We start from the raw sequence: 24,637 nt of genomic DNA, 5'->3' as shown, positions 1-24,637 counted from the left end.
CTGACCGGCCCTTTCCCACACGGCTTTTTTCGACGGGGGTCCTATGCCGCTTCTTTGGCTTGTCATCGCAGTCCTGCTTCTGGCGAGCGCGGGCTATATCGTGGGGCGCCAGAAAGCGCTGATCTCTGCTGACAGAGACGCCCGTCATCTGCATTCTCTTCCATCCTACTACGGCAGCCACGTCTTCATCATGACCGTCGTACCGGCGTTTCTTGTCATGCTGGTCTGGCTGCTGGTCCAACCCCTTGTGATCGAGAACCGCATCAGTGATCTGATCCCAGACACCGCCATTTCCGAAGATACAACCCGCAGTCTGGTCATGTCTGACGTGCGCCGGGTCGCAGAGGGGCTCGACCTGGCCGTTGAGCAGGGCGTGATGAGCCAGGAGGACGCGCAACGCGTCCGGGTGGAATTCACCGATGTCCGCCAGCGTCTGGGCGAAGTAGGTATCGCACTCGGCTCGAACGTCGAACCTTTCGTGCTGCGCGCCGCCCAGAGTTACCGCGCGCTGAGCGCGTCGCTGAGCACGTGGATGGCCGTTCTGGTCGGAGGGTTGGCCATCGCGGGGTGCGGGTTTGCGCTGGCGCGCACCAACAAGACGTTTCGGGCGCGCAACGTTGTCGAGGCCGCGATCCTGTCTTTGCTGATCGTCGCGTCGTCCATCGCCATCCTGACGACACTCGGCATCATCCTGTCGATGCTGTTCGAAACGCGGAACTTCTTTCAGCAGTATCCGTGGCACGACTTCTTCTTCGGCATCACGTGGTCACCGAGTTTTTCGGGACGTGGCGGGGCATCGCAGCTTGGCATCGTGCCGCTTCTGTGGGGCACCCTGTATATCAGCTTCATCGCGCTGCTTGTCGCGGTGCCCATCGGGTTGTTCGCAGCGATCTACATGTCCGAATATGCCGGACCAAAAGTGCGCGCGACCGCCAAGCCGCTGATCGAGATCCTCGCCGGTATTCCGACGATCGTGTACGGTCTGTTTGCCCTGATCACGGTCGGACCGCTGCTTCGGGATTACTTCGCACAACCCATGGGGTTCGGTGAAAGCGCATCCTCGGTCATGACGGCCGGCATCGTGATGGGGATCATGCTGATCCCGTTCGTCAGCTCCCTTTCGGATGACATCATCAACGCGGTGCCGCAATCGATGCGCGACGGGTCGTTGGGGCTGGGCGCAACCCATTCCGAGACGATCAAGCAGGTGATCATCCCTGCCGCGTTGCCGGGCATCGTGGGGGCGATCCTGCTGGCGGCCTCGCGCGCGATCGGTGAGACCATGATCGTCGTACTCGGGGCAGGGGCGGCGGCCAAGCTGGACCTCAACCCGTTTGAGGCCATGACGACCGTAACCGTCAAGATTGTCAGCCAGCTGACCGGCGACACTGATTTCGCCAGCCCGGAAACGCTTGTCGCCTTTGCGCTGGGTCTGACCCTCTTTGTCATCACGCTGGGGCTGAATGTTCTGGCCCTCTACATTGTCCGGAAATACCGGGAGCAGTACGAATGACCGACGCAAGCATCGGGGAGATCGCCCCGCAGCCCAAGAAAAACTCGCTCCTTGTGCAGGACGAGCGCACGAAGAAGCGCAATGCGGCCGAGGCTCGGTTCAAGATGTACGGCATGGCTGCGGTCATCACCGGGATCTTGGCGCTGGTTCTGCTTCTGACCTCGATCCTGTCGAACGGCCTGAGCTCGTTCCAGCAGACCTTTGTCGTGCTGGAGATCGAGTTGCCCGAAGACAAGCTGGACAAGTCCGGCACGCGTGACCTGGAGGTGATGCGTAAAGTGTCCACCTTCGGGTATTCGCCCCTGATCGCGGACGCGATGGAACGCAAGATGGCGGAGCGCGGCATCGTGATCGAGGGGCTGAGCGCCAAGGACGCGGGTGCGATCATTTCCAAGGATGCGCCGGCCCAGTTGCGTGACTTCGTTCTGGCAAACCCGCAGGTTGTCGGCACGACTCAGACCTTCGAGTTCCTCGCAAACGGTCGGATCGATGGCTACTACAAGGGTCGCGTGACTGCGGAAACCGCCGCCCTTGACAAGAACGTGACGCCGGAGCAACTGATCCTCGCCGACACGCTGTTGGAAGCCGGCACGCTGGAGACGCGGTTCAACTGGAGCTTTTTCACCAATCCCGACGCTTCCGGCCAGCGCCCCGAGGCCGCCGGACTGGGCGTGGCGATTATTGGGTCGCTCTACATGATGATCGTCGTGCTTTGTCTCGCGCTGCCGATTGGCGTAGCAGCCTCGATCTATCTCGAAGAGTTCGCGCCAAAGAACCGGCTGACGGATCTGATCGAGGTCAACATCTCGAACCTCGCGGCTGTGCCGTCCATCGTGTTTGGTATTCTGGGTCTGGCGATCTTCATCAACTTTGCCGGTCTGCCCCAGTCGGCCCCGATCGTGGGTGGATTGGTGCTGACCCTGATGACGCTGCCGACGATCATCATCTCGACACGCGCCTCGCTGAAATCGGTGCCCCCATCGATCCGCGACGCGGCTTTGGGGATTGGCGCATCGAAAATGCAGTCTGTCTTCCACCACGTGCTTCCGTTGGCCGCCCCCGGCATCCTGACCGGCACGATCATCGGGCTGGCGCAGGCGCTTGGCGAAACGGCGCCGCTGCTGCTGATCGGGATGGTTGCCTTCGTGCGCGAGTATCCGGCGGGTCCGCCCGAAGGTTTCTTCGATCCGGCCTCGGCCCTGCCAGTGCAGATCTACAACTGGACCCAGCGATCCGACCCGGCCTTCGTGGAACGGGCGTCCGGGGCCATCATCGTGCTTCTGGCCTTCCTTCTGGTCATGAACTTTATCGCCATCATGCTACGCCGCAAGTTTGAGCGCCGCTGGTAACCGGGGTAGGGAGTGAGATTATGAACGATATGCGTCTGACGGAGAGAGCAGTGGCAGAAGAAACAAAGATCGCCGCCAAGGCTGTGCAGGTTTATTACGGCGACACGCACGCCATCAAGGATGTGGATGTCGATATCCTCGACAAGACGGTGACGGCGTTTATCGGACCCTCGGGCTGTGGCAAGTCCACCTTCTTGCGCTGCATCAACCGGATGAATGACACGATAGATGTTGCGCGAGTGGAGGGTGACATCCTGATCGATGGCGAGGACATCTACGACCCCAAGGTCGATCCGGTTCAGTTGCGCGCCAAGGTCGGGATGGTGTTCCAGAAGCCGAACCCGTTTCCGAAATCGATTTATGACAACGTGGCCTACGGGCCGCGCATTCACGGCATGGCCCGCAATAAGGCCGAGCTGGACGAGATCGTCGAGAAGTCGTTGCGCCGTGCCGCACTATGGGACGAGGCCAAGGATCGTCTGGACCAGCCGGGCACCGGCCTGTCTGGCGGGCAGCAGCAGCGCCTGTGCATCGCGCGCGCTGTGGCCACAAGCCCTGAGGTGCTGTTGATGGATGAGCCGTGTTCCGCGCTTGACCCGATTGCCACGGCGCAGGTCGAGGAACTCATCGACGAGTTGCGCGAGCGCTTTTCCGTCGTCATCGTCACCCACTCCATGCAGCAGGCGGCCCGGGTCAGCCAGCGCACCGCATTTTTCCATCTGGGCAATCTCGTGGAGTACGGCGAGACGGGGCAGATTTTCACCAACCCCGAAGACCCGCGGACCGAAAGCTATATTACAGGACGCATCGGCTAATGGTTATTGACAACGCACATATCGCCTCGGCTTTCGACCGGGATCTCGAGGCGATCCAGGCGCTCATCATGAAGATGGGCGGCATGGTCGAGGAACAGATCACCGACGCGGCGCGCGCGCTGGAGAACCGGGACGAGGAATTGGCGGAAACCGTGCGGCTGCGCGACCGGCAGATTGACGATCTGGAGCAGAAGATCAACGAGGAGGCCGCCCGGCTGATCGCCCTGCGCGCGCCGACCGCGTCGGACCTGCGCGTCGTGCTGACCGTGATGAAGATGAGCGCCAACCTTGAACGCATCGGCGACTATGCCAAGAACATGGCCAAGCGGTCCTCGGTCCTGCTGCAATTGCAGGAGGTTGGCAACGCCTTCGCGTCCCTGCGCCGCATGTCGCGCGATGTGGAGGCGATGCTGAAAGACGCCCTTGATGCCTATATGCGCCTCGACGTGGAAATGTCGGAGGCGGTCATCCTGCGCGACAAGGAAGTCGATCAGATGTATAACGCCTTGTTCCGCGAGTTCCTGACCCACATGATGGAAGACCCGCGCAACATCACGGCGTGTATGCACCTGCATTTCATTGCCAAGAACATAGAGCGTATGGGCGACCATGTGACCTCCATTTCCGAGCAGGTCATCTACATGGTCTCGGGCGAGATGCCCGAAGAAGACCGGCCCAAGGGCGATCGGACGAGCGTCGCCATCGGAGAGTGAAGACATGACCCGGACAGAACAACCCTCGGTGCTTCTGGTCGAAGACGAACCTGCGCAGCGCGAAGTGCTGTCATATAACCTCGAAGCCGAAGGGTTTCGGGTGGCGCAGGCGGAAAACGGTGACGAAGCGCTGGTGCTGGTGGAAGAGGAAACGCCCGACATCATCGTGCTGGACTGGATGCTGCCTGCCGTCTCGGGGATCGAGGTGTGCCGCCGGCTGAAAACCAAGCCCGAGACGCGCACGATCCCGATCATCATGCTCTCGGCCCGGTCCGAGGAAGTGGATCGCGTACGCGGGCTTGAGACGGGCGCGGATGACTACGTGGTCAAGCCGTATTCGGTGATCGAACTGATGGCGCGGGTGCGCGCGCAGTTGCGCCGTGTGCGCCCCTCGACCGTGGGTCAGCAGCTGACCTATGACGACATCATGCTGGATGCCGAAAGCCACCGGGTATTCCGAGACGAGCAATCGCTGAAGCTGGGTCCGACCGAGTTTCGCCTGCTGGCCACGTTCATGGAAAAACCGGGCCGCGTGTGGTCACGCGAACAGTTGCTCGACCGGGTCTGGGGGCGGGACATCTATGTCGATACCCGCACCGTTGACGTCCATATCGGGCGCTTGCGCAAGGCGCTGTGCCAGCATGGCGGCGAAGATCCTGTGCGCACCGTGCGCGGAGCAGGCTACTCGCTGGGGTAGGGTGGCCTAGGTCAAACGCTTATCAAAGGTTGCGCTCGCGTCCTTCCTCGATGCAGCGCACTTTATCCATCCGGTCGGAATGGTGTCGTTCCGGTCGGCGCGCCGAATGCGTACATGGCCCGGACAGACATGCAGGTCATGCGGGGGGCCCAGGCACCTTGGAGCCTGAAAGCCCGATCCAGAACATCGGGGCGTGGATCAGCCAAACATCGCGCGCAAGTCGACTGTTCCGCACACGTTGATATCGCCGAGATGCGCATCGAGGAACCGCTCTGCCGCGGCCCGCCCGGCAGTTTTCAACTGTGATAGCACCGCCGGGTTCGGCACGGTCTTGGTCGCGACCGACAGCTGGGTCATCAGCGCATCGTCTGCGATCATGTGCACGTAGACTTCCTTCATCGTACCGGGGCTGACCTTGCCATCCTCCAGCAGGCGCTTGACGAAATCAATCGCGCGCAATTCACGCAACAACGACGTATTAAAGCTTATCTCGTTGATTCTATTTTGAATTTCTCGGCCCGTGCGCGGCACATCTTCGCGGTGGAGGGGGTTGATGTTGATGATCACCACATCGTTTGGCAAGTCCGGCTGAAAGAACGGAAAGAGCGCGGGGTTTCCGGTGTAGCCGCCATCCCAATACGCCTCCAGCCGGCCTGTTGCGGGGTCATGGATCTCCACCGCGCGGAACAGGGTCGGCAGACACGCAGAGGCCATGATTGCATCGACCGAAATCTCATCCCGGGTGAAGACCCGTATCTTGCCCGAGCGCACATTGGTGGCACAGATGTGAAACGCAGGGCCACTCTCGCAGCAGATATCATCGAAGGTGAACTTGCCGACGATCCGTTCCAGCGGGTTGGTCTGCGACAGCGGACTGTCATAGGGGCTTAGCACCTGGCTGACACGTTCGCCGACCACGTAAGCCGGGGACGCCTCGATGGTTTTGGCGATGGCCTGCAGGGGGAAAAGGCTGAGCCATGGCTCCAGACGCGGATCTGTCAGCGCGCCGATATCCTCCCACAGCGCCTGAAGATGATCCCGCGCCTTCGTCGGGCTGCCGCCATGCGAGAGGCCCGATTTCACCGCGGCGCCATTCAAAGCTCCGGCAGAAGTCCCTGAAATCGCAGCGATTTCGATCTCCGGCTCTTCAAGCAGGCGATCCAGGACGCCCCAGGTGTATGCGCCGTGCGCGCCGCCCCCCTGCAGGGCCAGATTGATCCGTCGTTTTGCCATTGCTGCGGTCAGCCTTTTGCCTGGTGCGCGCGCCAGCAGGCGAGCAGGTCTGTCACCAAAATCCCATTCAGGATCATCCCGTCCAGATTAGCATCCACGACCGTCACACCGGACAGGTTTACGTTCGACAAGGTCGCCCCGCTGAGATCGACGTTGCGGAATCCAGCTCCGGCCAGAGCCACGTCATCGAACGTAGCGCCTGTCATGCGCACGTCTGAAAATGCCGCGCCCGACAGGTCTTGATCCGAGAATGCGGGTGCGGGGCTCAAAGCGCTGTCCAGCCGCCATCCACGCTGATCGTGGTGCCGGTGATCTGCGCGGCGGCGTCCGAGCACAGGAACACGCAGGTGCCGCCCATCTGTTCGACCGTCGCGAACTCCTTGGAGGGTTGGCGTTCGAGCATGACTTTCTTGATCACCTCGTCACGGCCCATCCCGTATTTTTCCATCGTGTCCGGGATCTGGGCTTCGACCAGCGGGGTCAGAACGTAGCCGGGGCAGACAGCGTTGCAGGTGATAGGCTCCTGCGCAGTCTCCAGCGCGACGGTCTTGGTCAGGCCGACAACGCCGTGCTTGGCCGCCACATAGGCCGATTTGTAAGGCGAGGCTGTCAGGCCGTGGGCAGAGGCGATGTTGACCACGCGACCCCACCCGGCCTTGCGCATCACCGGCAGGGCGGCGGCGGTGGTGTGATAGGCGGAACTGAGATTGATCGCGATGATCGCGTCCCATTTCTCGGCCGGAAACTCGTCGATCGGGCTGACGTGCTGGACGCCGGCATTGTTGATCAGGATATCACATGCCCCCGCGGTCTCAATCAGCGCGCGGCATTCGTCGCCCTTGGACATGTCGGCCTTGATGTATCGTGCGCCTGTGCCTGTCTCGGCCGCGATTTCCGCGGCGATGGCATGGTCTTCGTCCCGGTCCGTGAAGCTGTTGAGCACCACGTCCGCGCCTGCGCGGGCCATTTCCCAGGCCACGCCCAGTCCAATGCCGGAGTTCGATCCGGTGATGATGGCGGTTTTCCCTTTGAGCGACATGATCTGCGCCTTTCCCTCTATTGCTGTGGCGCAGAATATATGCCGCGCGCGCGAAAGCCAGAGGAAAGCAGGGCAGTATGCGTGACGGGGAGCAGGCGCGCTCACAATGGCGAGAGCCCGCCGCGACGCCAAAGACCACGCCACTGAGCTGAAACATACCGTGACCAAAAAAAACCCCGGCCGAAGCCGGGGTTAAGTCATTGAGGCAGGTTTCATACAGGCAAGAAACCTATCGAGCAGTAAGTCCTTTATAAGCAATCATTCTCCGCCTTCCAAGGGAAAAGTTTGCCGCCCCGCACGCGGAGCGATAGTCTGGTAAACAAACAAGAAACAGAGCCGAGGATAAGAGCGGAAATGAAACCAATCCTGGCGGCATGGCAAGGTATGAAGGGTGGCCTGATCGGCTTGGCAGCGGTGGCGTTGTTAGCCGGTTCTGAGGCGGGCGCCGAGCCTGCCCATGGCATTGCTATGTATGGCACGCCCGCCTTACCACCGGATTTTGTGTCATTGCCCTATGCCAACCCCGATGCGCCCAAGGGGGGGCGGTTGGTTCTGGGCGAGGTGGGCGGGTTCGACAGCCTCAATCCGCACATCCTGAAAGGCCGGGTTCCTTGGCAGCTTCGGTTCCTGGCCTACGAGAGCCTCATGGGCCGGTCCTATGATGAGCCGTTCACGCTCTACGGGTTGCTCGCCGAATCGGTGGAGGTGGATCCCGAGGCGCTTTGGGTGGAGTTCACGCTTCGCCCGGAGGCGCGATTCTCGGACGGGAGTCCTGTGACGGCGGAAGACGTGCTATGGACGTACGAGACCCTCGGGACGCAGGGCCACCCGCGGTATCGCGGCAGCTGGACGCAAGTGACCTCTGCCGAACAGATCGGCGACCGCGGCGTACGGTTCACGTTTGCCGAACCCAACCGCGAACTGGCGTTGATCATGGGAATGCGGCCCATCTTGCAGAAAAAGCAATGGGAGGGCCGTGACTTCGCGCAATCGGGGTTGGATGTCATTCCGATATCCACCGCGCCCTATGTGATTTCCGATTTCGAGGCCGGGCGTTTCGTCACCCTGACCCGCAACCCCGACTACTGGGGCGCGGATTTGCCGTTTCGCCGGGGCACGAACAATCTTGACGAGATCCGGATGGAATTCTTTGCCGATGGCGGCGTGATGTTCGAAGCCTTCAAGAGCGGCATTCTGACATCGATGCGCGAGACCAATGCCACCAAATGGGACACGCAATACGACTGGCCCGCAGTGCGGGACGGACGGGTGGTGAAATCTGTCATCCCGCACAAGCGTCCGTCGGGTATCACCGGGCTTGCGATGAACACGCGGCGCGCGGACTTTGCCGACTGGCGGGTGCGGGATGCATTGATCCATGCGTTCAACTTCGAGTTCGTCAACGAGACGCTGAATGGCGGCTCGCAACCCCGTATCACCTCGTATTTCTCGAACTCGCCGCTGGCGATGCAGGACGGGCCAGCCACCGGACAGGTGGCCGAGTTGCTAGCGCCTTTCTCCGACGACCTGCTGCCCGGTACGCTGGAGGGCTACGCCCTGCCTAGCTCGGACGGCCGGGCATCCAACCGGCGCAACATCCGCACCGCGCTGAAGCTGATGGAAGAGGCGGGCTTCACGGTTGTGGACGGGCAGATGATGCGCCCGGATGGCACGCCGTTCACGTTCGAGATCTTGTTGCCGCAGGGCTCTTCAGAGGTGCAATCGATTGTGAACATGTACCTTCAGGCTCTGGAGCGGCTCGGGATCAACGCAAGCTTTGCCACTGTGGACAGCGCGCAGTACCGAGAGCGCACGGATGCGTACGACTTTGACATGACCTGGTATACGCGCGGTCTGTCGCTGAGCCCGGGGAACGAACAGTACCTGTACTGGGGCAGGGAAGGTGTGACCGAGCCCGGGTCGCGCAACCTGCCGGGCATAAATCAGCCTGCGGTGGAGGCGATGATCGACGCCATGCTGACAGCGCAGGACCACGACGGGTTCGTGTCCGCAGTGCGCGCGCTGGACCGGGTGCTGACCGCAGGGCGGTATGTCATCCCGATCTGGCATGCCCCCATTGCCCGGATCGCCCACGATGCCCGTCTGAAATATCCTGAGACGTTGCCGATCTATGGCGATTTCATCGGGTTTCATCCGGACGTCTGGTGGTTCGAGGACGGGGCAGGGTAGGAGCGGGTCGTGTTTTTCGCAGCGCAGGACTGGCTGTCCGAGCAATGGATCTGGGTCGTGGTGGCGGTGCTGTTCGTCGTTGGGGTCGGTGTGATCTGGCCCCTGTCTGACGCGTCCTTTCGCAACCGCGCCCGACCGCTGCGCCGCGCGAAACTGGCCTACTGGCGCGCACAGGATGTCTATACCCGCCCGCAAGCAACCTTTCTGTGGTTCGGGCACGAGCCGCCGCGCAAACATGCCGAGATCGAAGCCTGGTTGCGCCGCAGTTCCAGCTTGCGGGTCTTGTACATGCAGTTGTGCCAGGCGCTGGGGCCGGACACCGGGGACGCGGATGTGCTGCGCAAGGACCTCAAGCACTATGCCGGGATGCGGCTTTCAACGCGTGGTGAACGGATCCCGTCATTTCTGCGGGACAGCCCGACGGCGCAGGATGACGGGTCGGACATCCCCGTGCACTTTCCCGAAGACTGATGGCACCTGCGGTTGGGCGCGCTAGTCCATCAGCTTGACGTTGCGGATTTTCTTGGGCTTGCCCTCGCTGTTTGGATAGACCAAGCCAGCCGAGATCACGAGTTTCGCCGCATCCTCCACCGACATGTCCAGAACGCGGACGTCGCCGCGGGGTACGAACAGCAAGAAGCCGGAGGTCGGGTTCGGCGTGGTCGGCAGGAAAACCGACAGCATTTCTTCATCGCCCTTTTGCGCAATCTCACCCTTCGCGTTGGTGGAGATGAACGCGATCGCCCAGATACCACGGCGCGGATATTCGACCATGCAGGCGCGTTCAAACGTCGTATCGGACGACGACACGACCGTTTCCACGATCTGCTTGAGCCCGCCGTAAACCGATCGGACCACCGGCATCTGGGTCACGATGCCTTCGGTCCAGCGAATGAACGACCGTCCAAGCAGGCCCTTTGCCAGCCAGCCGATGATCACGGTGAATATCAGAAAGAACACGACTCCGACGCCGCGAATATCAACATCGACGTCGAATTTCTGTTTGAGCAGTACCGCGGGATTATAGGCGTTCGGAATGAACGGCAGGACCCAGCCGTCGATCACGCCGACGACCGTCCAGATCAGCCAGAGGGTCACCGCGATCGGCGCAATGACGACCAGCCCGGTCAGAAAATTCGCGCGCAGAGTACCAAGCGGTCCGCGTCGAGGCGTGTCCGAAAGTTTGGGTTCGAGGTTCACAAGAAGTCTAAGTCCAAGGGCGACGTCGTGTTGTATCTAGGGGGCAGGGCGGGGCTGCACAAGCATGCATGGGCCGCCAGCGCATGTCTCGCGCCCTAAAGTCGCGTCAACGCGACGGCAAGCTCCGCTCCCAGGCGTGCGTTGTTCAAAACGAGGGCAATATTCGCCTCCAGCGACCGGCCGCCGGTCTGGTGAAATATCCGGTCGAGCAGAAACGGGGTCACGTCTTTCGCGCTCACGTTTTGCTTACGTGCCTCCACGAGCGCGGCCTCTATCACCGGGACAATGTCGGGCCCAGGGATCTCGGCCTCAGGCGGAATAGGGTTGGCAATCAGATGCCCCCCGGACAGGCCCATGTCCAGCCGGACGCGAATGGCGCGCGCGATCTCGTCCGCGCTGTCCGCACGCAACGGGGCTGAAAGGCCGCTGTCACGCATCCAGAACGCGGGGAAGGCGTCTGTGCCGTAGGCGATCACGGGCACACCGTGCGTCTCCAGCACTTCGAGCGTTTTTGGCAAGTCGAGAATGGCCTTCGCCCCGGCAGCAACAACGGCAACAGGTGTGCGGGACAATTCGTTCAGGTCCGCGGAGATATCAAAACTTTCCGCCGCATCGCGATGCACGCCGCCGATCCCACCGGTCGCAAACACCGAGATGCCAGCCGCATGGGCAGCGATCATCGTGGCCGCGACCGTGGTAGCGCCGGTCCTGCCCGTTGCCATGGCAAAGGCAAGGTCCGCGCGGCTCAGCTTGGCGACGTCTTGAGCCTGTGCCAGCGCTTCAAGTTCGCCCCCCTCCAGCCCGACGTGGAGCGCGCCGTCCAGAACCGCAATCGTCGCCGGTATCGCACCATTGTCGCGCACTGTTTCCTCAACCTCGGTTGCGGTTTCGAAGTTGTGCGGCCACGGCATGCCATGGGTGATGATCGTCGACTCAAGGGCAACGAGCGGATGCCCGTCGGCGCGCGCGGCGGCCACTTCGGCACTGTAGCAAATCTTCATCGTGGCCCCCTCAGCTTGAAATATGCGCAGCGGCGGCCTGCACCGCAGCCTCCAGGGCGGCGCGCGGATCGGCGTTGCGGGTGGTTGCTGCGATATGGGCCGCCATGAACGTGTCGCCCGCACCTGTTACGCGCCGGACATGCACGGGCGGCGGTGACAGCGTGTGATCGTGATCCGCGCTGGCGTCGGTGGCCGGGTTGGCGCCATCCGTGATCACCACCCGCGTCGCGCCCATCCCCAGCAGCATATGGGCCGCGGCTTGCGTCGTCTGGCTGGGTTTGTCCGCGATCAGGTTCGCTTCGATCAGATTGACGTAGAGCGTCGCGCGAGAGGCCTTCAGGAATGGCAGCAAGCGCCGCGCCTTGCCCGGGGAGGCTGGAACCACACTGAGTGACGCGCGTGCGAAAAGGGGGCTTGTCGCGATCTCGGACAGGAGAGTGTCGGTCAGATTTCCATCCAGGGCCACCGGGCCGGTCCACGGGGCCGCAGCTGTGCCAAGCCGCCCATCCGCGAGCGGCGCAAGGATGGCATCCCCAGCGGCTTCCAACGTGTGGGCGTCGGCGATGGCAGCAACAAGGCCATTGGTGCCTTCGACCGCCATATAGCGGTCCGTCGGGCCATCAATCCGGTGTATGTGATCTGTGATCAGGCCGAGGGCCCGCGCACGATCCAGCAACTCGTCCCCATCCGGGTCAGTGCCGATCGCAGTCAGAAGCCCCGGGCTCAGCCCGATCCGGCGCAAGGTCATGGCGACATTCATGGCAACACCACCGGGCAGGCGCGTGATGCGGCCCGGCACGTCGTAGCCGGCCTTCATCGGCTGGTCGGCCTTGCCGATAATGTCCCACAGGACCGATCCGATGCAGAGGATATCAGGTGCCATGCGTCCGGTGTGTCATAGCCCGCCAAGCGGGTCCAGACTGCTCAGCCCCGCAGCGGATAGCGATCGGGTTCCTCGAACACGTCGAAGACGATGGTGCCTGCCGGAACGAAGGCCGCGTGTTCGACCCCTGACGGGATCTCATAACTTTCGCCCGGGGTATATGTGCGGGTCTCGCCATTCATGGTCAGGCGAATGGCCCCTTCGATCACCGTGCCCCACTGCCCCTTGTGGCTGTGCGGTGGCAGATCAAGGTCCTTGTGGATATGAAAGAAAACCGCGAGCGCCGTATCCGAGCGCACCACGCGCGTGGTCACGACATCATCACCCATCGGCATATCAAGGCTTGGAAAAGCGTCAAAAAAGGTGGGCAATGGCATATGCGGGCTCCGTTCTGCATGTTTCGCACCCGCTGACCATCGCGCAAGGGGGTAGGGGGTTGCAATCCCTCGCGACCCGGCGTATCCCGCGCGCACTTCACAGGAGGGGCTTGGGCCCTTGGGGGAGACATCCTCAAGACGTCCGCCGGTTGAGCACACGCTCTGTGGCCCCTCTCAGGCGCAAACCGGAAAGGAACCATTGGATGGCGCTTCCTGATTTCAATATCCGCCAGCTGCTCGAAGCTGGCGTGCACTTCGGTCACCAGACCCAACGCTGGAACCCGCGCATGGGCCCGTACATTTACGGCTCCCGCAACGGGATTCACATCATGGATCTGACGCAGACCGTTCCGATGCTCGACCAGGCGCTGCAGGCTGTGCGCGATACCGTGGCCAAGGGTGGCCGGGTTCTGTTCGTTGGCACGAAGCGGCAGGCACAAAAGCCCATCGCCGACGCCGCAGAGCGCTGCGCGCAGTACTACATGAACCACCGCTGGCTGGGCGGCACGCTGACGAACTGGCAGACCGTGTCCAACTCCATCAACCGTCTCAAGCAGATCGACGAGGCGATGGCAGACGGGGCCGAAGGCCTGACCAAGAAAGAGCGTCTGGGCATGGAGCGCGACCAGGCGAAGTTGCAGGCCTCCCTTGGTGGGATCCGCGAAATGGGCGGCGTGCCGGACCTGATCTTCGTGATCGACGTCAAGAAAGAGGACCTTGCCATCGCCGAGGCCAACAAGCTGGGTATTCCCGTCGTCGCCGTGGTGGACACGAACTGCTCGCCCGATGGCGTGGACTACGTGATCCCGGGCAATGATGACGCAGCCCGCGCAATCGCGCTCTACTGCGACCTAGTGGCCCGCGCGGCTCTGGACGGCATGTCTGCGCAACTCGGTGCGGCCGGTGTAGACCTTGGCGCGCTCGAAGAAGGCAACGTCGAAGAAGCTCTGGCGGAAGAGTCGGTCGAACCGGCTGCCGCCGAGGGCTGATTCCGCGCCCGTCACCAATCTGACATACGGACCGGGCTACACCCCGGTCCGACCGACCACACATTTTCAGGAGATACCAACATGGCGATTACCGCTGCATTGGTGAAGGAACTGCGCGACAAAACCGGCGCAGGCATGATGGACGCGAAAAAAGCGCTGACGGAAACGGCGGGCGACATGGAAGCCGCAGTTGACTGGCTGCGCACCAAGGGCCTGTCGAAAGCGGCCAAGAAGTCCGGGCGCACAGCTGCCGAGGGCCTTGTGTCCGTCGCGGTGGATGGCGGTAACGCCGTTGCTGTCGAGGTGAATTCCGAAACCGACTTCGTCGCCAAGAACGCCGAGTTTCAGGCGATGGTGAAATCCTTTGCGACGGCAGCGCTTGGCGTATCGGACGTCGAGGCGCTGAAAGGAGCCGAGGTCGATGGTAAAACCATCGAAGCCACGCTGACCGACAAGATCGCGACCATTGGCGAGAACATGACCTTGCGGCGGATGACGAAGCTGTCCGGGGACACGGTGGTCAGCTACATCCACAACGCAGCCGCCCCCGACATGGGCAAGATCGGCGTTCTGGTCGCGCTGAACGGCGCCGATAACGGCATCGGCAAGCAGATCGCGATGCACATTGCAGCGGCCAACCCGGCGTCGCTGTCCGAGGCAGACCTGGATCCGGCCGTGGTCGAGAAGGAGCGTCAGGTTCAGATCGACATCGCCCGCGAATCCGGCAAGCCCGAGCAGGTGATCGAGAAGATGATCATCGGCCGGATGAAGAAGTTCCTCTCTGAGGTGACGCTGCTGGGTCAGGCCTTTGTCGTGAACCCGGATCTGACCGTGGCAGACGCCGCCAAAGAGGCCGGTGTCGAAGTCACCGGCTTTGTCCGCATGGAAGTGGGCGAGGGGATCGAAAAGGTCGAAGAGGATTTCGCCGCCGAAGTCGCCAAGACCATGAACGCCTGACCCGCGTCAGCATTTCAAGCAGAAGCCCTCGCATGCGCGGGGGCTTTTTTATGTGCAAAATCTGACGTTTGGCTACCTGCGTTAAACGGCGACAACCTTTACAGACGCGCCGCCGTTCACGAACCGAACGGGCACCTTGGGGATGAATACCCGTATGTTCGAAGTGCCGACTGCACACGGAGAACAATACCGCATGCAGCCGGCGTGTCTTCGGCGGTCCCTCACGAAATACACTAAGGCCCCACCTACGACCGGTTCCATGGCCAAAGCCACCACTCACGGAACCGCCAAACCTTGCCACCTTCCCCACCGTAAAGAAAGTGTGGATTTCCTTACCAGCGCAGGACAGGCCGCATTATCGCAACGTATCGAGGAAAATTTGATTTTGAACTGAGGCCTTTAGCACCGCTTGTGCAGTCGTCTCGGCATTCATCGCCTCACGCGCAAGGCGCAGATGTTTCTCAACTGTTGCCGGTTTGCGACCAATGACTTCGCTGACCTCGTGGATTGTCTTCCCGTTTGCAACCCATTGGAGAACTTCGCGCTGTCTTTCGGTCAGTCGATTCCGATTTGGCGAGGGCAGGGTGAGCGCGCGAAGGTGGACGATATTGTTGCTGAGCAGCAAATCGCGGCCATGCTTGTCCCAGATCGCCTGCACCTGCGCCTGTGTCGTGCCCTTGACAGCGGCCATTCCAATCGCCCCGAATCCGCCGACCGCGATATCCTTGAAACTGATGGTCACACCAGCGGTCACATCGAATTTCCGGTTTAATTCCAGAACCTTCAAGGCACCTTTTGACAGCAATCCGGAACGCTCGAGGTCATCTATATAGGACCAGCAACACGCGCCGGAGTTCTGCTCTGACCATTGAACCATCGGCGCGTTGCGCACCAGGTCCTCTGCAAAGAACTGTTCCAGGTACTCCGGATCGTGGTTGCTGAGAATCAGTGCATCCTTGCGGTCCCCGTAGGAACTGGCTGTCCGAAACCGTGTAAACCCGTAAAGCAGCCGGTCGAAGCCATACTGGGCCATCTGGGCACAATGCAATGCCCAGACCTCCTCGATGGAAGACTTGGCGATCAGCGCACTAAGGTGCCCGGAAATCATGAGGTTGACCGCAACATCTCCACCAATGCGTCCAGCGCGTAAACGTAACCGATCGGGCCGAACCCACAGATCAGGCCTGTAGCGACCGGACTGATGTAGGAGCGATGGCGAAAGGGTTCGCGCGCGTGGATGTTGGAGAGATGCACCTCGAAAACAGGCAGCGCGACGGACGCTAGAGCATCGTGCAGGGCGACGGATGTGTGCGTGTAGGCACCCGCGTTGATCACGATGCCGCTGGCGGTTTGGCCTGCGGCATGGATCTGATCGACCAGCGCACCTTCGTGGTTGGTTTGAGAGAACCTCAGATCGACACCCAAAGCCTCAGCCTTGTCGGTACAGAGCCGCTTAATGTCCGAGAGCGTGGTGGTGCCGTAGACCTCAGGTTGGCGGGTCCCAAGCAGATTGAGGTTCGGACCATTTAAAACATCAATAATCACAAGGGGCTCCGCACTTTGGCACGCTAGATTTGTGCACAATGCATCAAAAGTCAAAAATTACATAATACAGATTATAGGATTACTAGGTGGCGAGCAGTCCGGTCCGTTTTGCACAAGAACATCCACCATCCTTGATTTGTCAGGTCCCGGCCAACGACGTGACCCAGAGGATCGTCGCGTCTTCCTGACTGACCGAGACCACGTTATGCCCCATAGACGCGTCATAATACGCGCTGTCACCGCGACGCATCTCAACCGGTTCGTAGAACTCGGTGATCAGTTTGATGGCGCCAGTCAGAACATAAAGGAATTCCTCTCCGTCGTGGCGCACCCACCCGTTGAACTCGTCAAACCCGCGAGCCCTGACGCGGGCGCGATACGGCAGCATCGTCTTTTTGGTCAGGGTTGCAGCCAGAAGCTCATGCTCGTACGTCGCGGTCGGATGCGGTTCGCCTTCGTCGGCTTTGGTCACGACCATCCGACCGTTGACCTGGGCCTTGCGTGGCGCGGTAAACAGTTGCGGAATTGTAATCTCCAGCCCTTCGGCGAGTTTCTTGAGCGCCTCATAGGTCGGCGACATCTGACCGTTCTCGATCTTCGACAAGGTGGATCGCGCAAGGCCCGCCTGCCCCGCAGCCTGCTCCAGCGTCCAGTTGCGCGCCTTGCGAAGATCCCGGACGCGTTGACCAAGGTTCAGGGGTTCCACTGGCGACGTGTCTCCGTTTTCACGGGCAAGTCGGATCAGGCTCGGTTCTTTGTCGCTCTCTGACATGGCCTGCATTTATGGGTAATTCACAGGGCCTTGCAATGGGGAGACTTGCATTAGGTACGCCCGCCGCCTAGCACGACACGATGGACGGCATTTACGATATCGGTCTGCCGGAGCCTGTTCCCGAGCCGTTCAACATGGCGGCTTACGTGTTGCAGCGCGCAACCGAACGCGGCCCGGCTCCGGCGCTCGAACTGCACGGAGCTGATACACCGAAAACGTGGAGCTTCTCCGAAATTCTTGCGTCTGTTCAAGAAGTTGCAGCGGGCTTGCGGGACACCGGGCTGACCCCCGGTGACATCGTTCTGATGCGCCTTGGAAACACGGTTGAGTTTCCGCTGGTGTTTTTGGCCGCCCTCTGGGCCGGATACGTGCCAGTGCCGACGTCTGCGGCGCTCACGCAGGCAGAGACGGATTGGATCGCACGGGGCCTGGCCCCACGCCTGTGCATCGGTCACGCCCCCTTGGCCTTGCCCGGAGGCGTCCCCTGCCTGCGCCCCGAAGACCTGCACACTGGCGGCCAAATGGACGCGCCGCATCTGGGAGATGCGAACCGACTGGGCTACGTCATTTACACATCCGGTTCGTCGGGCACGCCCCGCGCCGTGGCCCATGCGCATCGCGCGATCTGGGCGCGGCGCATGATGTATCAGGGATGGTACGGATTGACCGGCATAGACCGCGTGTTTCACGCCGGTGCGTTCAACTGGACCTACACCCTTGGGGTTGGCCTGATGGACCCGTGGGCGCTTGGCGCCACTGCCCTGATCCGTGCCGAAGGGGTTGCAAATGCCGAGCTCCCGGACGTCTTGGCGCGGTCAAATGCAAGTGTTTTTGCCGCCGCTCCGGGTGTTTACCGGCAGATTCTCAAGTCCGACGCGAAAATCGATCTTCCGCATTTGCGTCACGCCCTCAGCGCCGGCGAGGCCCTGCCCGCTTCGGTGCGTGCCGCGTGGCATGCCCGCACCGGCACGGAAATCTACGAGGCATTGGGCATGTCAGAGTGTTCGACGTATATTTCCGCGCACCCCCGGCGTCAGGCCCCACCTGGCGTGGCCGGGTTTGCTCAGGCCGGGCGACGCCTGGCGGTTCTGGACAGTAATGGACAACCACAACCCTTCGGAACACCGGGCACGCTTGGCATTCACCGACGCGATCCCGGACTGATGCTCGGCTATCTCGGTGACGAGGCCGCAACACGGGCGCGCATGAAAGGCGACTGGTTCGACACTGGCGACCGCGCCACACTGGCGGCGGATGGGACGGTGCGGTATCTCGGGCGCGATGACGACATGATGAACGCAGGCGGGTACCGGGTGGCCCCGCTCGAGGTCGAGGCGGCCTTTGCCCGCCTGCCCGCGATGTCGGAATGTGCCGCGACGGAGGTGGCCATCAAGGCAGACGCCAAAGTCATTGCACTCTTCTATACTGCGGCAGCGCCAATCCCCGAGGCGGACCTGAAGGCTCACGCCGAAACGCACCTGGCGCGCTACAAACAGCCCCGGCTCTACTTATATCAGACCAACCTGCCGCGAAATGCGAACGGCAAACTTAACCGAAAAGCGCTGCGCGCAGGATTTGAGGCCCCCCTATGATCAAACTCGACATCATCTCCGATCCGATTTGCCCATGGTGCTACATCGGCAAGACCTATCTTGACCGTGCGCTGGAGGCCCGCCCGAACCACGCCTTCGAAATTGAATGGCACCCTTTTCAACTCAACCCGGACATGCCTGCCGACGGGATGGACCGTGTCGACTATCTGGAGCGCAAGTTCGGCGGGCAAAGCGGCGCTGCGCAGGCCTACGCGCCGATTGTCGAACGCGCAGAGCAACTTAAGCTGGGCATCGATTTCGCTGCGATTGAACGGACGCCGAACACACTTGATGCGCACCGCCTGATCCATTGGGCGGGACTGGAAGGACGACAAACCGCAATGGTATCCCGCCTGTTCAAAGCCTATTTCAACGAGGGGCGCGATATTGGCCATGCCGCAGTTCTGTCGCGCTTGGCAGGCGAGATCGGTATGGACCGGGAGATGGTCGACCGGCTTCTGGCTTCCCCCAGCGATCGGAATGACATCCGCGCGCGGGACCAGAACGCCCGCGACAAAGGCGTCACGGGCGTTCCGTGTTTTATCATCGCCAACCAGCACGCCTTGTCAGGCGCGCAGGGAACCGATCTTTGGTTGCAAGTTATTGACGAGTTGGCAGAACAGATCGAGGCAGTCGCGGACCCCGCACCCTAGAAGGGCATAAAATCCCCTTCAAGATCGTAGCTCTTTACCGCCAGCGGTGGCTGCGCGTCATCGAACGAGAATACAAAAACGTTCGCCATCTCGCTGGCCAAAGTCATCCGGCAGAATACCGCGTCAGGGTCGAACTCGACAGGGCAGTTCACAAGATCGACGTGGTCGACCGTTGCCTCGAAAAGCTCGTAGGTGAAAACGGCATTGGCCAGGTAATTGGTGCCGCCGTGTTCGACATCGCCCGCACCGGAGGCCAGTGCCGAACAGGGAAGAACCAGGGCAGTGAAAAGGGTAGTAAACCGAGGCATAACGGAGGTTCCTTCTGTTTAAGAATATTATCTGACTATTTTAGTCGGTAAATAGCAGGCCAGCTTTTCGAACTGCGCGCATTGACCACACGCATCCCGAGGCGTAAGCGCCACAAATGCCCCGCACTCGCTTGTCCCCGCCGGAATTCATCGCGCTGATCGCGGCGTTGTTTTCGACCATCGCGTTCTCGATCGATGCGATGCTGCCCGCGATGCCAGAGATCGCATTGGCCCTGACACCCGAGGCCCCCAATCGCGCCGCTCTAATCATCACGAGCTTCGTTCTGGGCATGGGGATCGGCACACTTTTCGCAGGCCCGCTGTCGGATGCACTGGGGCGGCGACCGGTTATTCTTGGCGGAGCGGTACTTTACTGTGCGGGGGCGGCGCTGGCTTGGGCGGCCCCCAGTCTGGAACTGGCGCTGGCGGGGCGGGTGATACAAGGCCTTGGCGGGGCCGGGCCACGGGTTGTTGCAGTGGCCATTGTCCGGGATCTGTATGCCGGGCGGCAGATGGCGCGGATCATGTCGTTCGTTTTCCTGGTGTTTTCGCTGATCCCCGCCATCGCACCCAGCATTGGCGCCGGGATCATGGCGCTGACCGGCTGGCGCGGGATATTCGGAGCCTTCATCACATTCTCGGTTCTGTCGGCCTTCTGGCTCTGGCTTCGTCAGCCAGAGACCTTGCCCCCGGCCGCCCGACGCCCGTTTCAGGCGCGCAGTCTTCTAAGCAGCGTGCGCGAGGTTCTCGAAAACCGCGTCCTGCGGCTGACGATCGTCGTGCAGACACTGGCCATGGGATGCCTGTTTTCGATCCTGTCCTCCACACAGCAGACCTTCGACCAGACATTCGGACGTGGCAATGAGTTTCCCCTGTGGTTCGCGCTGATTGCGATCATCGCCGCGCTGTCCAGCCTTGTGAACGCCCGGGTCGTGGTGCGATTGGGCATGCGCAAGATGGTGCGCGGTGCTCTTGTCTTCCAGATCGTCAGCGTCCTCGCGTTCCTCGCCATATCGCAACTCGCCCTGCCGCAACCTGTATATTTCGCGGCCTATGTGGCCTGGAACACCAGCGTGTTTTTCATGGTCGGCCTCACAATCGGCAATCTGAATGCGATTGCCCTCGAACCGATGGGCCACATCGCCGGAACGGCGGCCTCCGTCGTGGGCGCTATTGCCACCGTGGGGTCGGTTCTGCTGGCGGTTCCGCTTGGGTTGCAGTTTGACGGAACACCGGTGCCCATTGCACTTGGAATTTGTGTTCTCGCCGTGATCGGCTACGGGGTGATGCGGGTACTGGGCAGCCGGGACGAGGTTCCGGCCTAGGCTTTCTCGGCAACGCGCGCCTGCTTCGCCAGATCACGCGCGATCGAAAACGCCCCCTTTATACGGTCGCTCTCCTTCGCCCAGTCGCGGCGCACGATGATCTTGTTGTCCTTGACCTTCGCCTGTCCGCGCTGGTCCTGGATGAAGCTCACGAGGCCCGCCGGATTGGCAAACTTGTCATTGTGGAACTGCACGGTCGCGCCCTTCGGGCCGCCATCCAGTTTCGCGATCCCGGCCTTCTTGCACTCCGCCTTGATGCGCACGATCAGAAGCAGCGTGTTGACCTCCCGCGGGAGCTTGCCGAAGCGGTCGATCAGTTCGGCGGCGAACCCTTCGAGCTCCACCTTGGTGGTCAGCTGCGAAAGACGGCGATAGAGGCCGAGACGGACGTCCAGATCCGGGACATAGACCTCGGGGATAAGAACGGGCACGCCCAGATTGATCTGCGGCGCCCATTGACCATCCTCGTCAGTCAGACCTTCCATCTGACCGGCCTTGATCTTGCCGATCGCTTCCTCAAGCATGGATTGATAAAGCTCAAACCCCACATCGCGGAACTGGCCGGACTGCTCCTCGCCCAGCAGGTTCCCCGCGCCGCGAATATCCAGGTCCTGGCTGGCCAGCGTGAACCCCGCCCCGAGGCTGTCGAGGCTGCCGAGCACGCGCAGGCGTTTTTCGGCCTGCGGGGTCAGCGGGCTGCGCGGCTTGGTGGTCAGATAGGCATAGGCGCGGGTCTTGGCGCGCCCCACCCTGCCCCGGATCTGATAGAGCTGGCTCAGTCCGAACATATCGGCCCGGTGAATGATCATCGTGTTCGCGGTCGGGATATCGAGGCCGGATTCGACGATCGTCGTGGCCAGCAGCACGTCGTATTTGCCGTCGTAGAACGCGTTCATCCGGTCATCGAGCTCGCCTGCCGCCATCCGGCCGTGGGCCACCATGAAACTGACTTCGGGCACCTGATCGCGCAGGAAATCCTCGATCTCCGGAATGTCCTTGATGCGCGGGACGACAAAGAACGACTGCCCGCCGCGATAGTGTTCGCGCAACAGCGCCTCGCGGATCGTGACCCCGTCAAACTCCTGCACATAAGTTCGGATCGACAAGCGGTCGACGGGCGGTGTGCCGATGATTGACAGGTCGCGCACGCCAGACAGGCTGAGTTGCAACGTGCGCGGGATCGGAGTGGCCGTAAGCGTCAACACATGCACGTCAGAGCGCAATTCCTTCAGCCGCTCCTTGTGGGTGACGCCGAATTTCTGCTCCTCGTCAATGACAAGCAGGCCGAGGTTGTGAAACCGCACCTGCTTGGCCAGCAACGCGTGGGTGCCCACGACAATATCGACCGTGCCTGCGGCGATCCCCTTGCGTGTGTCCGCAGCCTCTTTCGCCGACACAAACCGGGACAACGCGCGCACCTCCAGCGGAAACCCCCGGAAGCGTTCGGAGAAAGACTTGAAATGCTGGCGCGCCAGCAACGTTGTTGGCGCAATTACCGCCACCTGCACGCCCGACAGGGCCGCGACAAAGGCCGCGCGCATCGCGACTTCGGTCTTGCCGAAGCCAACATCGCCACAGATCAGCCGATCCATCGGGGTGCCGGCACCCAGGTCGCGCAGCACGTCTTCGATGGCGTTCAGCTGATCGTCGGTCTCCTGATAGGGGAAGCGGGCGGAGAACGCCTCCCACATGTCGGGGGGCGGCTCCAGCATCGGAGCACGGCGCAGGGCGCGTTCGGCAGCAATGCGGATCAGCTTGTCCGCCATCTCGCGGATGCGTTCCTTAAGCCTGGCCTTCTTGGCCTGCCATGCGCCGCCACCCAGCTTGTCGAGCAGTCCGGTTTCCTGTCCGAAACGACTGAGCAGTTCGATGTTTTCCACCGGCAGGAACAATCGGTCACCGCCCGCATATTCCAGCAACAGGCATTCATGGGGTGCGCCCATCGCGGTAACGGTTTCCATGCCCTTGAACAGACCCACACCGTGATCGACATGCACGACCAGATCGCCCGCGCTGAGGCTTGTGGCCTCCTGCAGGAAGTTCTCCGCCCGGCGCTTGCGCTTGGTCTTGCGGATCAGCCGGTCGCCGAGAACATCCTGTTCCGAGATCACGACCAGCGGTGTGCCCCGCGCATCGCGCCCCTCGAACCCCTGATCGAGCGGCCAGACCAGCAGGAAGACGCCCCCAGTTCCCTCAGGCACATCTGAAAGCCGGGCGATCGGTTTCGTGTCCGCGATCTCCTGATCCTCCAGCAGCCCCGACAGACGCTCGCGCGCGCCCTCCGACCAGCTGGCGACGACAACCTGCGCCTCCTTGCGTTTGGCCCGAACGTGGTCGGCCAGGGCTTCGAACAGGTTTATGTCCCCGCTTTGGCGCTCAGGCGCGAAGGATCGCCCGATCCGCGCGCCCGCATCCGTCACGCCGGGGCCGGTGGCCTGCGGCAGCACTGACAGGCGCAGGACCCGCCGGTCTCGTAGCGTGGCCTCAGTCGCATCGGGCGACAGGTACAATGCCTCGGGCGGCACCGGTTTGTAGACGGTGTCGATGCGGCCCTTTTGGGTCAGCGCGTGACGCCGCGTTTCGTATTGATCCTTGATGCCTTCCCAGCGCGCGTCTTCGGCCGCTTGGGACTGATCGTCAAACACCACCGCCGCATCCGGCAGATAGTCCAGCAGGGTTTCGAGCGTGTCGTGGAAATAGGGCAACCAGTGTTCCATGCCTGCGTGCTTGCGCCCGGCGCTGACCGCCTCGTAAAGCGGGTCATCCGTGCCCGCCGCGCCGAACTCGATCCGGTAATTCTGGCGAAACCTCCGGATCGCGGCCTCGTCCAGAATGACCTCCGACACAGGGGCCAGTTCCACGCGGTCCAGCGTTTCGGTGGTGCGCTGGCTGATCGGATCAAACCGCCGCGCGCCATCCAGCACGTCGCCAAAGAGATCGAGCCGCACGGGCCCGGCCTCCCCCGGGGAATAGACATCGATGATGCCACCCCGGATCGCGTAGTCGCCCGGTTCGGTGACGGTGGGTGCCTGCACAAACCCCATGCGGACCAGAAAATTCCGCAACGCGCCCTCGTTGATCTGCCCGCCGACATCAGCGACAAAGCTGGCCTCCTGCAGCACCGCGCGGGCGGGAATCTTCTGCAAGAGCGCGTTCAGGGTGGTTAGGACAACAAACGGACCCGGCACTGCGCCTTGCGCCAGCGCCGCCAGTGTCGCCATGCGCGCTGCTGACAGGTCCGGATTTGGCGACGAGCGATCGTAGGGCAGACAATCCCATGCGGGAAAGATCAGGCGTGGCAAGTCGGGACGCGTCACGTCCAAGGCCTGCTCCATAGCTGCAAGCCGCTTGTCATCGCGCGCAACAAACAACACCGGGGCTTCGGCGCGGGAAAGTTCCCGCGCAAGAACCTGCGCGTCATAGCCTTCGGGAACGCCGGAAACGGTCACATGATCGGGGGGCGGAACAGTCATGCGCCGTGACCTA

24 protein-coding genes are annotated in these 24,637 nt (G+C 61.8%); 12 read left to right on the top strand and 12 right to left on the bottom strand.

The window, feature by feature from the left end:
* The first annotated feature begins 43 nt into the window (after nucleotides 1–43).
* From pstC to phoB, 5 genes are read left to right on the top strand one after another with little or no spacing between them, the layout of a single operon-like run.
* Nucleotides 44–1,513 (top strand): phosphate ABC transporter permease subunit PstC, encoded by a 1,470-nt coding sequence (pstC, locus tag ACP15N_RS00815; protein WP_425090317.1) that lies wholly within the window; start codon nucleotides 44–46, stop codon nucleotides 1,511–1,513.
* Nucleotides 1,510–2,862, top strand: a complete 1,353-nt coding sequence (pstA, locus tag ACP15N_RS00810; protein ID WP_425090316.1) for a phosphate ABC transporter permease PstA — start codon at nucleotides 1,510–1,512, stop codon at nucleotides 2,860–2,862. Before pstC ends, pstA begins: the two co-directional genes overlap by 4 nt.
* A gap of 20 nt (nucleotides 2,863–2,882) precedes the next feature.
* Complete coding sequence (pstB, locus tag ACP15N_RS00805; RefSeq protein WP_425090315.1) at nucleotides 2,883–3,677, top strand: phosphate ABC transporter ATP-binding protein PstB; 795 nt, start codon at nucleotides 2,883–2,885, stop codon at nucleotides 3,675–3,677.
* Nucleotides 3,677–4,390: a phosphate signaling complex protein PhoU gene (phoU, locus tag ACP15N_RS00800; RefSeq protein ID WP_425090314.1), complete on the top strand. Its 714-nt coding sequence runs from the start codon at nucleotides 3,677–3,679 to the stop codon at nucleotides 4,388–4,390. The genes pstB and phoU overlap by 1 nt, the downstream gene beginning before the upstream one ends.
* Nucleotides 4,391–4,394: 4 nt before the next feature.
* On the top strand, nucleotides 4,395–5,087 hold the full coding sequence (gene phoB, locus ACP15N_RS00795; RefSeq protein ID WP_425090313.1) for a phosphate regulon transcriptional regulator PhoB: 693 nt from the start codon (nucleotides 4,395–4,397) through the stop codon (nucleotides 5,085–5,087).
* Nucleotides 5,088–5,285: 198 nt separating this feature from the next.
* Here phoB and ACP15N_RS00790 read toward each other — a convergent pair whose 3' ends face one another.
* Genes ACP15N_RS00790 through ACP15N_RS00780 form a run of 3 tightly spaced genes read right to left on the bottom strand, consistent with a single transcriptional unit; the run spans nucleotide 5,286 to nucleotide 7,359 of the window.
* Nucleotides 5,286–6,320, bottom strand: coding sequence for a patatin-like phospholipase family protein (locus ACP15N_RS00790; protein WP_425090312.1), 1,035 nt, complete (start codon nucleotides 6,318–6,320; stop codon nucleotides 5,286–5,288).
* A gap of 8 nt (nucleotides 6,321–6,328) precedes the next feature.
* On the bottom strand, nucleotides 6,329–6,589 hold the full coding sequence (locus ACP15N_RS00785; protein ID WP_425090311.1) for a pentapeptide repeat-containing protein: 261 nt from the start codon (nucleotides 6,587–6,589) through the stop codon (nucleotides 6,329–6,331).
* Nucleotides 6,586–7,359, bottom strand: coding sequence for a 3-hydroxybutyrate dehydrogenase (locus ACP15N_RS00780; RefSeq protein WP_425090310.1), 774 nt, complete (start codon nucleotides 7,357–7,359; stop codon nucleotides 6,586–6,588). The genes ACP15N_RS00785 and ACP15N_RS00780 overlap by 4 nt, the downstream gene beginning before the upstream one ends.
* A gap of 354 nt (nucleotides 7,360–7,713) precedes the next feature.
* Between ACP15N_RS00780 and ACP15N_RS00775 the strand changes: the two genes are divergently transcribed.
* Together ACP15N_RS00775 and ACP15N_RS00770 are read left to right on the top strand one after the other, a co-directional pair.
* Nucleotides 7,714–9,549, top strand: a complete 1,836-nt coding sequence (locus ACP15N_RS00775) for an ABC transporter substrate-binding protein (protein ID WP_425090309.1) — start codon at nucleotides 7,714–7,716, stop codon at nucleotides 9,547–9,549.
* A gap of 9 nt (nucleotides 9,550–9,558) precedes the next feature.
* Nucleotides 9,559–10,020, top strand: coding sequence for a hypothetical protein (locus tag ACP15N_RS00770; protein WP_425090308.1), 462 nt, complete (start codon nucleotides 9,559–9,561; stop codon nucleotides 10,018–10,020).
* Between the two features lie 21 nt (nucleotides 10,021–10,041).
* Here ACP15N_RS00770 and ACP15N_RS00765 read toward each other — a convergent pair whose 3' ends face one another.
* The 4 genes from ACP15N_RS00765 to ACP15N_RS00750 form a co-directional block, all read right to left on the bottom strand.
* The gene (locus tag ACP15N_RS00765) at nucleotides 10,042–10,749 is read right to left on the bottom strand and encodes a DUF502 domain-containing protein (protein WP_425090307.1); all 708 of its coding nucleotides are present in this window, start codon (nucleotides 10,747–10,749) and stop codon (nucleotides 10,042–10,044) included.
* A 95-nt stretch (nucleotides 10,750–10,844) separates the two neighbouring features.
* Nucleotides 10,845–11,750 (bottom strand): pseudouridine-5'-phosphate glycosidase, encoded by a 906-nt coding sequence (locus ACP15N_RS00760; RefSeq protein WP_425090306.1) that lies wholly within the window; start codon nucleotides 11,748–11,750, stop codon nucleotides 10,845–10,847.
* Nucleotides 11,751–11,760: 10 nt separating this feature from the next.
* Complete coding sequence (locus ACP15N_RS00755; RefSeq protein ID WP_425090305.1) at nucleotides 11,761–12,633, bottom strand: PfkB family carbohydrate kinase; 873 nt, start codon at nucleotides 12,631–12,633, stop codon at nucleotides 11,761–11,763.
* A gap of 41 nt (nucleotides 12,634–12,674) precedes the next feature.
* Nucleotides 12,675–13,010: a cupin domain-containing protein gene (locus tag ACP15N_RS00750; protein WP_425090304.1), complete on the bottom strand. Its 336-nt coding sequence runs from the start codon at nucleotides 13,008–13,010 to the stop codon at nucleotides 12,675–12,677.
* A 203-nt stretch (nucleotides 13,011–13,213) separates the two neighbouring features.
* Here ACP15N_RS00750 and rpsB point away from each other — a divergent pair, with 203 nt between their 5' ends.
* Nucleotides 13,214–13,999, top strand: a complete 786-nt coding sequence (rpsB, locus tag ACP15N_RS00745) for a 30S ribosomal protein S2 (protein ID WP_425090303.1) — start codon at nucleotides 13,214–13,216, stop codon at nucleotides 13,997–13,999.
* Between the two features lie 81 nt (nucleotides 14,000–14,080).
* The gene (gene tsf / locus ACP15N_RS00740; protein WP_425090302.1) at nucleotides 14,081–14,956 is read left to right on the top strand and encodes a translation elongation factor Ts; all 876 of its coding nucleotides are present in this window, start codon (nucleotides 14,081–14,083) and stop codon (nucleotides 14,954–14,956) included.
* A gap of 355 nt (nucleotides 14,957–15,311) precedes the next feature.
* On the opposite strand, the gene ACP15N_RS00735 is transcribed toward tsf, so the two are convergent.
* The 3 genes from ACP15N_RS00735 to ACP15N_RS00725 form a co-directional block, all read right to left on the bottom strand.
* The gene (locus tag ACP15N_RS00735; protein WP_425090301.1) at nucleotides 15,312–16,064 is read right to left on the bottom strand and encodes an autoinducer binding domain-containing protein; all 753 of its coding nucleotides are present in this window, start codon (nucleotides 16,062–16,064) and stop codon (nucleotides 15,312–15,314) included.
* The gene (aroQ, locus tag ACP15N_RS00730; protein WP_425090300.1) at nucleotides 16,061–16,501 is read right to left on the bottom strand and encodes a type II 3-dehydroquinate dehydratase; all 441 of its coding nucleotides are present in this window, start codon (nucleotides 16,499–16,501) and stop codon (nucleotides 16,061–16,063) included. The genes ACP15N_RS00735 and aroQ overlap by 4 nt, the downstream gene beginning before the upstream one ends.
* Nucleotides 16,502–16,640: 139 nt before the next feature.
* Entirely contained in the window at nucleotides 16,641–17,273 is a 633-nt protein-coding gene (locus ACP15N_RS00725) for a helix-turn-helix domain-containing protein (RefSeq protein WP_425090299.1), read from the bottom strand.
* Between the two features lie 80 nt (nucleotides 17,274–17,353).
* On the opposite strand from ACP15N_RS00725, the gene ACP15N_RS00720 reads away from it, so the two are divergent.
* Nucleotides 17,354–18,865 carry a class I adenylate-forming enzyme family protein gene (locus tag ACP15N_RS00720; protein WP_425090298.1) on the top strand — a complete coding sequence of 504 codons (1,512 nt, stop codon included), beginning with the start codon at nucleotides 17,354–17,356 and terminating at the stop codon, nucleotides 18,863–18,865.
* Entirely contained in the window at nucleotides 18,862–19,518 is a 657-nt protein-coding gene (locus ACP15N_RS00715) for a DsbA family oxidoreductase (protein ID WP_425090297.1), read from the top strand. The genes ACP15N_RS00720 and ACP15N_RS00715 overlap by 4 nt, the downstream gene beginning before the upstream one ends.
* Here the strand turns inward: ACP15N_RS00715 and ACP15N_RS00710 are convergent.
* On the bottom strand, nucleotides 19,515–19,826 hold the full coding sequence (locus ACP15N_RS00710) for a hypothetical protein (protein WP_425090296.1): 312 nt from the start codon (nucleotides 19,824–19,826) through the stop codon (nucleotides 19,515–19,517). The genes ACP15N_RS00715 and ACP15N_RS00710 overlap by 4 nt on opposite strands.
* A 116-nt stretch (nucleotides 19,827–19,942) precedes the next feature.
* Here ACP15N_RS00710 and ACP15N_RS00705 point away from each other — a divergent pair, with 116 nt between their 5' ends.
* Nucleotides 19,943–21,151, top strand: coding sequence for a multidrug effflux MFS transporter (locus tag ACP15N_RS00705; RefSeq protein WP_425090295.1), 1,209 nt, complete (start codon nucleotides 19,943–19,945; stop codon nucleotides 21,149–21,151).
* On the opposite strand, the gene mfd is transcribed toward ACP15N_RS00705, so the two are convergent.
* On the bottom strand, nucleotides 21,148–24,624 hold the full coding sequence (gene mfd, locus ACP15N_RS00700; RefSeq protein WP_425090294.1) for a transcription-repair coupling factor: 3,477 nt from the start codon (nucleotides 24,622–24,624) through the stop codon (nucleotides 21,148–21,150). The genes ACP15N_RS00705 and mfd overlap by 4 nt on opposite strands.
* Nucleotides 24,625–24,637: the final 13 nt, after the last annotated feature.

The organism is Tropicimonas sp. S265A (genome assembly GCF_049800835.1).
Lineage (GTDB): Bacteria > Pseudomonadota > Alphaproteobacteria > Rhodobacterales > Rhodobacteraceae > Dinoroseobacter.
The sequence above is the reverse complement of the archived record's forward strand: the minus strand, read 5'-3'. Positions and strand labels throughout refer to the sequence as shown.

Excerpts from the sequence above, each read along its gene's own strand:
- pstC (WP_425090317.1), top strand. The coding sequence starts at position 44 with ATGCCGCTTCTTTGGCTTGTCATCGCAGTCCTGCTTCTGGCGAGCGCG.
- pstA (WP_425090316.1), top strand. The coding sequence starts at position 1,510 with ATGACCGACGCAAGCATCGGGGAGATCGCCCCGCAGCCCAAGAAAAAC.
- pstB (WP_425090315.1), top strand. The coding sequence starts at position 2,883 with ATGAACGATATGCGTCTGACGGAGAGAGCAGTGGCAGAAGAAACAAAG.
- phoU (WP_425090314.1), top strand. The coding sequence starts at position 3,677 with ATGGTTATTGACAACGCACATATCGCCTCGGCTTTCGACCGGGATCTC.
- phoB (WP_425090313.1), top strand. The coding sequence starts at position 4,395 with ATGACCCGGACAGAACAACCCTCGGTGCTTCTGGTCGAAGACGAACCT.
- ACP15N_RS00790 (WP_425090312.1), bottom strand. The coding sequence starts at position 6,320 with ATGGCAAAACGACGGATCAATCTGGCCCTGCAGGGGGGCGGCGCGCAC.
- ACP15N_RS00780 (WP_425090310.1), bottom strand. The coding sequence starts at position 7,359 with ATGTCGCTCAAAGGGAAAACCGCCATCATCACCGGATCGAACTCCGGC.
- ACP15N_RS00775 (WP_425090309.1), top strand. The coding sequence starts at position 7,714 with ATGAAACCAATCCTGGCGGCATGGCAAGGTATGAAGGGTGGCCTGATC.
- ACP15N_RS00760 (WP_425090306.1), bottom strand. The coding sequence starts at position 11,750 with ATGAAGATTTGCTACAGTGCCGAAGTGGCCGCCGCGCGCGCCGACGGG.
- ACP15N_RS00755 (WP_425090305.1), bottom strand. The coding sequence starts at position 12,633 with ATGGCACCTGATATCCTCTGCATCGGATCGGTCCTGTGGGACATTATC.
- ACP15N_RS00750 (WP_425090304.1), bottom strand. The coding sequence starts at position 13,010 with ATGCCATTGCCCACCTTTTTTGACGCTTTTCCAAGCCTTGATATGCCG.
- rpsB (WP_425090303.1), top strand. The coding sequence starts at position 13,214 with ATGGCGCTTCCTGATTTCAATATCCGCCAGCTGCTCGAAGCTGGCGTG.
- tsf (WP_425090302.1), top strand. The coding sequence starts at position 14,081 with ATGGCGATTACCGCTGCATTGGTGAAGGAACTGCGCGACAAAACCGGC.
- ACP15N_RS00735 (WP_425090301.1), bottom strand. The coding sequence starts at position 16,064 with ATGATTTCCGGGCACCTTAGTGCGCTGATCGCCAAGTCTTCCATCGAG.
- ACP15N_RS00725 (WP_425090299.1), bottom strand. The coding sequence starts at position 17,273 with ATGTCAGAGAGCGACAAAGAACCGAGCCTGATCCGACTTGCCCGTGAA.
- ACP15N_RS00720 (WP_425090298.1), top strand. The coding sequence starts at position 17,354 with ATGGACGGCATTTACGATATCGGTCTGCCGGAGCCTGTTCCCGAGCCG.
- ACP15N_RS00715 (WP_425090297.1), top strand. The coding sequence starts at position 18,862 with ATGATCAAACTCGACATCATCTCCGATCCGATTTGCCCATGGTGCTAC.
- ACP15N_RS00710 (WP_425090296.1), bottom strand. The coding sequence starts at position 19,826 with ATGCCTCGGTTTACTACCCTTTTCACTGCCCTGGTTCTTCCCTGTTCG.
- ACP15N_RS00705 (WP_425090295.1), top strand. The coding sequence starts at position 19,943 with ATGCCCCGCACTCGCTTGTCCCCGCCGGAATTCATCGCGCTGATCGCG.
- mfd (WP_425090294.1), bottom strand. The coding sequence starts at position 24,624 with ATGACTGTTCCGCCCCCCGATCATGTGACCGTTTCCGGCGTTCCCGAA.